Raw genomic sequence first — 7,753 nt, 5'->3', positions numbered from 1 at the left:
ACAAGGTTGCTTTTTGAAAACAATTGAGTATGAAAGCGTAGTAACAAGGAATCATGAGAAGTCAGCCGAACCCATAGTAGTGAGGAAACTTCTGTAATGGAAGTGGAGCGAAGGGGTGAATACTCAAACAGTCTGGGGAGAGACTGTTTGAGGTCTGTCGCTAGAAAGAGAAAACGACAGATCGAAGTAATCCTACTTTACTTGTGTCTGTAAAACGAGAGGTCTGATAGAACTGGACTCTGTCACGTATTGACTAGATGAAGGTTCACCAATATAAGATATCCCTCAGACACCAAAACAAGAAAGGAATAGGCACATGTCAAAATTGCTAGATAAGATAGTATCACGCGAAAATATGCTGGAAGCCTACAATCAAGTAAAATCCAATAAAGGCTCAGCTGGGATTGATGGAATGACTATAGAAGAGATGGATAATTATCTCAGACAAAACTGGCGCTTGACTAAGGAACTGATAAAACAGAGAAAATATAAGCCTCAACCAGTTCTTAGAGTTGAGATTCCTAAACCAAACGGAGGCATCCGTCAACTAGGAATTCCGACAGTGATGGATAGGATAATCCAACAAGCCATTGTCCAAGTCATGAGCCCCATTTGTGAATCTCATTTCTCAGATACGAGTTATGGCTTCAGACCAAATAGGTCATGTGAAAAAGCCATCAGGAAGTTCTTAGAGTACTTAAATGACGGCTATGAGTGGATAGTGGATATAGACCTAGAGAAATTTTTCGATAGGGTTCCTCAAGATAGATTGATGTCCTTAGTACATAACATTATCGAAGACGGAGATAGGGAATCCTTGATTCGTAAGTATCTTCATTCAGGTGTTATCATTAATGGTCAACGTCATAAAACGCTAGTTGGCACACCACAGGGAGGAAATGTATCTCCTCTCTTATCCAATATCATGCTTAATGAATTGGACAAGGAATTAGAAAAGAGGGGACTTCGATTTGTGCGCTACGCAGATGATTGTGTGATGACGGTCGGAAGCGAGGCAGCCGCTAAGCGTGTGATGTATTCAGTCAGTCGTTTTATTGAGAAACGGCTAGGTTTGAAAGTAAATATGACCAAGACTAAGATTACCAGACCAAGAGAGCTGAAATACTTAGGTTTTGGGTTCTGGAAATCATCAGATGGTTGGAAAAGTCGTCCCCATCAAGATAGTGTTCGGAGATTTAAGCTTAAATTGAAGAAACTAACACAGAGGAAATGGAGTATAGACTTAACAAGACGTATTGAGCAACTGAATTTGTCTATTCGAGGATGGATAAACTATTTCTCATTGGGAAATATGAAAAGTATTGTCACCAGCATAGATGAGCGCTTGCGTACTCGCCTACGAGTGATTATCTGGAAGCAATGGAAGAAGAAATCGAGACGACTATGGGGATTGCTTAAGTTAGGAGTTCCTAAATGGATAGCAGATAAGGTATCTGGCTGGGGTGACCATTATCAATTAGTAGCTCAGAAGTCGGTACTTAAACGTGCTATATCAAAACCAGTCCTTGAAAAACGAGGACTGGTTTCGTGTTTGGATTATTACCTTGAACGACATGTGTTAAAAGTTAGTTGAACCGCCGTATGCCGAACGGCACGTACGGTGGTGTGAGAGGGGCTAAAGATTATCCCCTACTCGATTAAGCAATTTCCTTGACATTTTTCTTATTTTGCGCTATCATATATACATATAATATATGGGAGTCTGTGTACAGTCTGAGAGGAAGTGTTAAACTTCGACCGCACCTGATCTGGGTAATGCCAGCGGAGGGAACGATACTTAGTCTGATTTTGCACCTTTTCCATATATGGTAAAGGTTTTTCTTTTTGTCAAAGGAAAACGAGAAGAGGAGGTTTTTATGAAAGCAAGCATCGCCTTGCAAGTTTTACCCCTAGCACAGGGGATTGATCGGATAGCTGTTATTGATCAGGTCATTGCTTATCTGCAAGCTCAAGAAGTGACCATGGTGGTGACACCATTTGAAACGGTCTTGGAAGGGGAGTTTGATGAGCTTATGCGCATTCTAAAAGAAGCGCTGGAAGTGGCAGGGCAGGAGGCAGATAATGTCTTTGCCAATGTCAAAATAAATGTAGGAGAGATTTTAAGTATTGATGAGAAGCTTGAAAAGTATGCTGAGACGACACATTAGTCTATTGGGTTTTCTGGGAGTCTTGTCAATCTGGCAGTTAGCAGGTTTTCTTAAACTTCTCCCCAAGTTTATCCTGCCGACACCTCTTGAAATCCTCCAGTCTTTTGTGCGTGATAGAGAATTTCTCTGGCACCATAGCTGGGCGACTTTGAGAGTGGCTTTACTGGGGCTGATTTTGGGAGTCTTGATTGCCTGTCTCATGGCTGTGCTCATGGATAGTTTGACTTGGCTCAATGACCTGATTTACCCTATGATGGTGGTTGTTCAGACTATCCCGACCATTGCCATAGCCCCTATTCTGGTCTTGTGGCTAGGTTATGGGATTCTGCCCAAGATTGTCTTGATTATCTTGACAACAACTTTTCCTATCATCGTCAGTATTTTGGACGGCTTTAGGCATTGTGACAAGGATATGCTGACCTTGTTTAGTCTGATGCGGGCCAAGCCTTGGCAAATCCTGTGGCATTTTAAAATTCCAGTCAGCCTGCCTTACTTTTATGCAGGTCTGAGGGTCAGTGTCTCCTACGCCTTTATCACAACAGTGGTATCTGAGTGGTTGGGAGGCTTTGAAGGACTAGGTGTCTACATGATTCAGTCCAAGAAACTGTTTCAGTATGATACCATGTTTGCTATTATTATTCTGGTATCGATTATCAGTCTTCTCGGTATGAAGCTGGTTGATGTCAGTGAAAAATATGTTATTAAATGGAAACGTTCGTAGAATAAGAATGTTTCAAAAAAGAAAAGAGGAAATCAAAATGAAGAAAACATGGAAAGTGTTTTTAACTGTTTTAACAGCTCTTGTAGCTGTCGTGCTTGTAGCTTGTGGTCAAGGAACTGCTTCTAAGGATAACAAAGAGGCAGAACTCAAGAAGATCGACTTTATCCTAGACTGGACACCAAATACTAACCACACAGGGCTATATGTTGCCAAGGAAAAAGGTTATTTCAAAGAAGCTGGAGTGGATGTTGATTTGAAATTGCCACCAGAAGAAAGCTCATCTGACTTGGTTATCAATGGTAAGGCACCATTTGCAGTGTATTTCCAAGACTACATGGCTAAAAAATTGGAAAAAGGAGCAGGAATCACTGCCGTTGCAGCTATTGTTGAACACAATACATCAGGAATCATCTCACGTAAATCTGACAATGTAAGCAGTCCAAAAGACTTGGTTGGTAAGAAATACGGGACTTGGAATGACCCAACTGAACTTGCTATGTTGAAAACATTGGTAGAATCACAAGGTGGGGACTTTGAGAAGGTAGAAAAAGTACCAAATAACGACTCAAACTCTATCACACCTATTGCCAATGGTGTCTTTGACACTGCTTGGATTTACTACGGTTGGGATGGTATACTTGCTAAATCTCAAGGTGTAGATGCTAACTTCATGTATTTGAAAGACTATGTCAAGGAGTTTGACTACTATTCACCAGTTATCATCGCAAACAACGACTATCTGAAAGATAACAAAGAAGAAGCTCGTAAAGTCATCCAAGCCATCAAAAAAGGTTACCAATATGCTATGGAGCATCCAGAAGAAGCGGCTGATATCCTCATCAAGAATGCACCTGAACTTCAGGAAAAACGTGACTTTGTCATCGAATCTCAAAAATACTTGTCAAAAGAATACGCAAGCGACAAGGAAAAATGGGGTCAATTTGATGCAGCTCGCTGGAATGCTTTCTACAAATGGGATAAAGAAAATGGTATCCTTAAAGAAGATTTGACAGATAAAGGCTTCACCAACGAATTTGTGAAATAATGACAGAAATAAGACTAGAACACGTCAGTTATGCCTATGGTCGGGAGAGGATTTTAGAGGACATCAATCTGCAGGTGACTTCAGGTGAAGTGGTTTCTATCCTAGGTCCAAGCGGTGTTGGAAAGACCACTCTCTTTAATCTAATCGCTGGGATTTTAGAAGTCCAGTCTGGGAGAATTGTCCTGGATGGTGAAGAAAATCCCAAGGGGCGCGTGAGTTATATGTTGCAAAAGGACTTGCTCTTGGAGCACAAGACGGTGCTTGGAAATATCATTCTGCCCCTCTTGATTCAAAAAGTGGATAAGGCGGAAGCCATTGCCCGGGCGGATGAAATTCTTGCGACCTTCCAGTTGACAGCTGTAAGAGATAAATACCCTCATGAACTCAGTGGCGGGATGCGCCAGCGTGTAGCCTTGCTTCGAACTTACCTTTTCGGGCACAAGCTCTTTCTCTTAGACGAGGCTTTTAGCGCCTTGGATGAGATGACCAAGATGGAACTACACGCTTGGTACCTTGAGATTCACAAGCAGTTGCACCTGACAACATTGATTATTACTCATAGTATAGAGGAGGCTCTTAATCTCAGCGACCGCATCTATATCTTGAAAAATCGCCCTGGGCAGATTGTTTCAGAAATTAAACTAGACTGGTCTGAAGATGAGGACAAGGAAGTCCAAAAGATTGCCTACAAACGTCAAATCTTGGCAGAATTAGGCTTAGAATAAGTAGAAAAATAGGGAGTTGGTGAAGATTATCCTTTACCAGCGCCCTTTTTCTTTTAAAAATGAGAAAATTTCGGTATAATAGTCAAAGATAGTCAAGGTTTAAAGAGAGAGGTGGGTTTGTAATGAGATTTAAAAATACATCGGATCATATTGAGGCCTACATCAAGGCGATTTTAGATCAATCTGGTATTGTGGAGTTGCAACGGAGTCAGTTGGCTGATACCTTTCAGGTTGTCCCTAGTCAGATTAACTATGTGATCAAGACACGCTTTACCGAAAGTAGAGGCTACTTGGTTGAAAGTAAGCGTGGTGGCGGAGGCTATATTCGTATAGGACGGATTGAGTTTTCTAGTCATCATGAAATGCTCAGGGAGCTGCTTTACTCAATTGGTGAGCAGGTCAGTCAAGAAATTTATGAGGATATTCTACAGCTTTTGGTTGAGCAGGAATTGATGACCAAGCAAGAGATGAATTTGCTAGTATCAGTAGCTTTGGATCGCGTTCTAGGAGAAGAAGCTCCAGTCCTTCGTGCAAACATGCTACGCCAGGTCATACAAGAGGTAGATAGAAAAGGGAAGTAAGATGAACTATTCAAAAGCATTGAATGAATGTATCGAAAGTGCCTACATGGTTGCTGGTCATTTTGGAGCTGGTTACCTAGAGTCTTGGCACTTGTTGATTGCCATGTCCAATCACAGTTATAGTGTGGCAGGGGCAACTTTAAATGATTATCCATATGAGATGGACCGTTTAGAAGAGGTGGCTTTGGAACTGACTGAAACGGACTACAGTCAGGATGAAACTTTTACGGAGTTGCCGTTTTCCCATCGTTTGCAGGTTCTTTTTGACGAAGCAGAGTATGTAGCGTCAGTGGTCCATGCTAAGGTATTAGGGACAGAGCATGTCCTCTATGCGATTTTGCATGATGGCAATGCCTTGGCGACTCGTATTTTGGAGAGGGCTGGTTTTTCTTATGAAGACAAGAAAGATCAGGTCAAGATTGCTGCCCTTCGTCGCAATCTAGAAGAACGTGCAGGCTGGACTCGAGAAGATCTCAAGGCTCTACGCCAACGCCATCGTACAGTAGCTGACAAGCAAAATTCTATGGCTAATATGATGGGTATGCCCCAGACTCCTAGTGGTGGTCTCGAGGACTATACGCATGATTTGACAGAGCAAGCGCGTTCTGGCAAGTTAGAACCAGTCATCGGTCGGGATAAGGAAATCTCGCGTATGATTCAAATCTTGAGCCGTAAGACTAAGAACAACCCTGTCTTGGTTGGGGATGCTGGTGTCGGGAAAACAGCTCTGGCGCTTGGTCTTGCTCAGCGTATTGCTAGTGGTGACGTGCCTGCGGAAATGGCTAAGATGCGCGTGTTAGAACTTGATTTGATGAATGTTGTTGCAGGGACACGCTTCCGTGGTGACTTTGAAGAACGCATGAATAATATCATCAAGGATATTGAAGAAGATGGCCAAGTCATCCTCTTTATCGATGAACTCCACACCATCATGGGTTCTGGTAGCGGGATTGATTCGACTCTGGATGCGGCCAATATCTTGAAACCAGCCTTGGCGAGTGGAACTTTGAGAACGGTTGGTGCCACCACTCAGGAAGAATATCAAAAACATATCGAAAAAGATGCGGCTCTTTCTCGTCGTTTCGCTAAAGTGACGATTGAAGAACCAAGTGTGGCAGATAGTATGACTATTTTACAAGGTTTGAAGGCGACTTATGAGAAACATCACCGTGTGCAAATCACAGATGAGGCGGTTGAAACAGCCGTCAAGATGGCTCATCGTTACTTGACTAGCCGTCACTTGCCAGACTCTGCTATCGACCTCTTGGATGAGGCGGCAGCAACAGTGCAAAATAAAACTAAGCATGTAAAAGCAGACGATTCAGGTTTGAGTCCAGCTGACAAGGCCTTGATGGATGGCAAGTGGAAACAAGCTACTCAACTAATTGCTAAAGAAGAGGAAGTGCCTGTCTATAAAGACTTGGTGACAGAGTCTGATATTTTGACCACCTTGAGTCGCTTGTCAGGTATTCCAGTCCAAAAACTGACTCAAACGGATGCCAAGAAATACCTGAATCTGGAAGCTGAATTGCACAAACGTGTCATCGGTCAAGATCAAGCAGTTTCAAGCATTAGCCGTGCGATTCGCCGCAATCAGTCTGGTATTCGTAGTCACAAGCGTCCGATTGGTTCCTTTATGTTCCTAGGGCCTACAGGTGTCGGTAAGACAGAATTGGCCAAGGCTCTAGCAGAAGTTCTTTTTGACGACGAATCAGCCCTTATCCGCTTTGATATGAGTGAGTATATGGAGAAATTCGCAGCCAGCCGTCTCAACGGAGCTCCTCCGGGTTATGTGGGTTATGAAGAAGGTGGGGAGTTGACCGAGAAAGTTCGCAACAAACCCTATTCCGTTCTCCTCTTTGACGAAGTAGAGAAGGCCCACCCAGACATCTTTAATGTTCTCTTGCAGGTCTTGGATGATGGTGTCTTGACCGATAGCAAGGGCCGCAAGGTTGACTTTTCAAATACCATTATCATCATGACATCAAACCTTGGTGCAACTGCCCTTCGTGATGACAAGACAGTTGGTTTTGGGGCAAAGGACATTCGTTTTGACCAGGAAAATATGGAAAAACGCATGTTTGAAGAACTGAAAAAAGCTTATAGACCTGAGTTTATCAACCGTATTGATGAAAAGGTAGTCTTCCATAGCCTATCTAGTGACCATATGCAGGAAGTGGTGAAGATTATGGTCAAACCTTTAGTGGCAAGTTTGGCTGAAAAAGGCATTGACTTGAAATTACAAGCTTCCGCACTGAAATTGTTGGCAAATCAAGGATATGACCCAGAGATGGGAGCTCGTCCACTTCGCAGAACCCTGCAAACAGAAGTGGAAGACAAGTTGGCAGAACTTCTTCTTAAGGGAGATTTGGTGGCAGGCAGCACACTTAAGATTGGTGTCAAAGCAGGCCAATTGAAATTTGATATTGCATAAAAATGGAGAATCAGGAGTAATCTTGATTCTCTTTTGCCAAATTTCAAGTTCAAGTTAGCCATGAAGAATAAATTCTCTG

Annotated in this window: 7 protein-coding genes and 1 riboswitch; all 7 genes read left to right on the top strand. The window is 42.7% G+C overall.

Annotation, left to right across the window (positions count from 1 at the left end; translation table 11 throughout):
* Positions 1 to 316 precede the first annotated feature (316 nt).
* Positions 317 to 1,594 carry a group II intron reverse transcriptase/maturase gene (gene ltrA / locus HT693_RS09775; protein WP_172925141.1) on the top strand — a complete coding sequence of 426 codons (1,278 nt, stop codon included), beginning with the start codon at positions 317 to 319 and terminating at the stop codon, positions 1,592 to 1,594.
* A gap of 111 nt (positions 1,595 to 1,705) precedes the next feature.
* A riboswitch (TPP riboswitch) is annotated at positions 1,706 to 1,808 on the top strand.
* 69 nt (positions 1,809 to 1,877) lie between these two features.
* Complete coding sequence (locus HT693_RS09770; RefSeq protein ID WP_000647658.1) at positions 1,878 to 2,168, top strand: thiamine-binding protein; 291 nt, start codon at positions 1,878 to 1,880, stop codon at positions 2,166 to 2,168.
* Positions 2,131 to 2,889, top strand: coding sequence for an ABC transporter permease (locus HT693_RS09765; protein ID WP_162199268.1), 759 nt, complete (start codon positions 2,131 to 2,133; stop codon positions 2,887 to 2,889). The genes HT693_RS09770 and HT693_RS09765 overlap by 38 nt, the downstream gene beginning before the upstream one ends.
* Positions 2,890 to 2,926: 37 nt before the next feature.
* Complete coding sequence (locus HT693_RS09760; protein ID WP_031233681.1) at positions 2,927 to 3,934, top strand: ABC transporter substrate-binding protein; 1,008 nt, start codon at positions 2,927 to 2,929, stop codon at positions 3,932 to 3,934.
* A complete protein-coding gene (locus tag HT693_RS09755) occupies positions 3,934 to 4,659 on the top strand; it encodes an ABC transporter ATP-binding protein (RefSeq protein WP_000136235.1) in 726 nt (241 codons plus the stop codon). Before HT693_RS09760 ends, HT693_RS09755 begins: the two co-directional genes overlap by 1 nt.
* 122 nt (positions 4,660 to 4,781) lie before the next feature.
* The gene (locus HT693_RS09750; RefSeq protein WP_138704779.1) at positions 4,782 to 5,240 is read left to right on the top strand and encodes a CtsR family transcriptional regulator; all 459 of its coding nucleotides are present in this window, start codon (positions 4,782 to 4,784) and stop codon (positions 5,238 to 5,240) included.
* Position 5,241: 1 nt separating this feature from the next.
* Positions 5,242 to 7,674 carry an ATP-dependent Clp protease ATP-binding subunit gene (locus tag HT693_RS09745; protein ID WP_138704780.1) on the top strand — a complete coding sequence of 811 codons (2,433 nt, stop codon included), beginning with the start codon at positions 5,242 to 5,244 and terminating at the stop codon, positions 7,672 to 7,674.
* The last annotated feature ends 79 nt before the right edge of the window (positions 7,675 to 7,753 follow it).

It is taken from the genome of Streptococcus sp. 2154 (assembly GCF_013277255.1).
Classification (GTDB): Bacteria; Bacillota; Bacilli; order Lactobacillales; family Streptococcaceae; genus Streptococcus; species Streptococcus pseudopneumoniae.
Note: the sequence above shows the minus strand (reverse complement) of the source record. Positions and strands in the feature narration are given on the sequence as shown.

Coding starts and splice junctions, on each gene's coding strand:
- HT693_RS09770 (WP_000647658.1), top strand. CDS start 1,878: ATGAAAGCAAGCATCGCCTTGCAAGTTTTACCCCTAGCACAGGGGATT.
- HT693_RS09765 (WP_162199268.1), top strand. CDS start 2,131: ATGAGAAGCTTGAAAAGTATGCTGAGACGACACATTAGTCTATTGGGT.
- HT693_RS09760 (WP_031233681.1), top strand. CDS start 2,927: ATGAAGAAAACATGGAAAGTGTTTTTAACTGTTTTAACAGCTCTTGTA.
- HT693_RS09755 (WP_000136235.1), top strand. CDS start 3,934: ATGACAGAAATAAGACTAGAACACGTCAGTTATGCCTATGGTCGGGAG.
- HT693_RS09745 (WP_138704780.1), top strand. CDS start 5,242: ATGAACTATTCAAAAGCATTGAATGAATGTATCGAAAGTGCCTACATG.
- HT693_RS09750 (WP_138704779.1), top strand. CDS start 4,782: ATGAGATTTAAAAATACATCGGATCATATTGAGGCCTACATCAAGGCG.
- ltrA (WP_172925141.1), top strand. CDS start 317: ATGTCAAAATTGCTAGATAAGATAGTATCACGCGAAAATATGCTGGAA.